This window comes from Corynebacterium sp. HMSC078H07, assembly GCF_001812805.1.
In the GTDB taxonomy this organism is placed as follows: Bacteria; Actinomycetota; Actinomycetes; order Mycobacteriales; family Mycobacteriaceae; genus Corynebacterium.
Genome location: NZ_KV810446.1, coordinates 1 through 844, shown reverse-complemented (window position 1 = coordinate 844; position 844 = coordinate 1). Strand labels below are relative to the sequence as shown.

The window sequence follows — 844 nt, the reverse complement described above, 5'->3', positions numbered from 1 at the left end:
GGTGCTGTTGCAAAGTTGGGGCAGTAGAAAGACCGACGTGAAATAATCAGAGCCATGGGCATCTTCTCCGGTCGGCATTTCCCCCGTGACATCATCCTGTGGGCGGTGCGGTGGTACTGCCGCTACGGCGTGAGCTACCGCGACCTCGAAGAAATGATGACCGAGCGGGGTGTGCCAGTCGATCACACCACGATCTACCGCTGGGTGCAGAAATACGCCCCTGAGCTGGATAAGCGCACTCGCTGGTACCGGCAGGTACCCGACTGGCAGGCCCGGTCCTGGCGGGTGGATGAGACCTATATCCGGGTCGGCGGCACGTGGTGCTATCTCTACCGGGCTATTACCGCCGGTGGGCAGACCTTAGACTTCTACCTCTCACCAAAACGGAATGTGGCTGCGGCCAAGCGTTTCCTGGCCAAGACGCTGCGATCGAATACGACAGCCGGGTCCCCGCGGGTCATCAACACCGACAAGGCACCAGCTCTGGCCAAGGCAATATCCGAGCTGAAGGCGGAGGGAATCTGCCCTCAGATGGTGGAGCACCGGCAGGTGAAATACCTGAACAACGTTCTCGAGGGAGATCATGGCCGACTTAAAAGAATCCTGGGACCGAAGGGGGCGTTCAAAAACCGAATTTCCGCCTACCGGACGTTGAAAGGGATGGAAGCGATGCATTCATTACGGAAAGGTCAGGGCACGATGTTTGCTTATGGGCACCCCAATCCGGACGCGGTGATCGTCAACCGGGTCTTCGAGACGGCCTGAGAACGCCGGCACGCAGCGGCCATCAGGAAATGAGAAACTGGGTCGTCTCGGCTCTCCGCCCAACTTTGCAACAGCACCT

General features: G+C 59.0%; 1 protein-coding gene. It reads left to right on the top strand.

Features of this window, described 5'->3' with window-relative positions:
• Positions 1-54: 54 nt before the first annotated feature.
• Positions 55-765: an IS6 family transposase gene (locus tag HMPREF2875_RS02060; protein ID WP_070669845.1), complete on the top strand. Its 711-nt coding sequence runs from the start codon at positions 55-57 to the stop codon at positions 763-765.
• Positions 766-844: the final 79 nt, after the last annotated feature.

Bases quoted from the DNA above. Each gene is read 5' to 3' on its own strand.
- HMPREF2875_RS02060 (WP_070669845.1), top strand. From the start codon at position 55: ATGGGCATCTTCTCCGGTCGGCATTTCCCCCGTGACATCATCCTGTGG.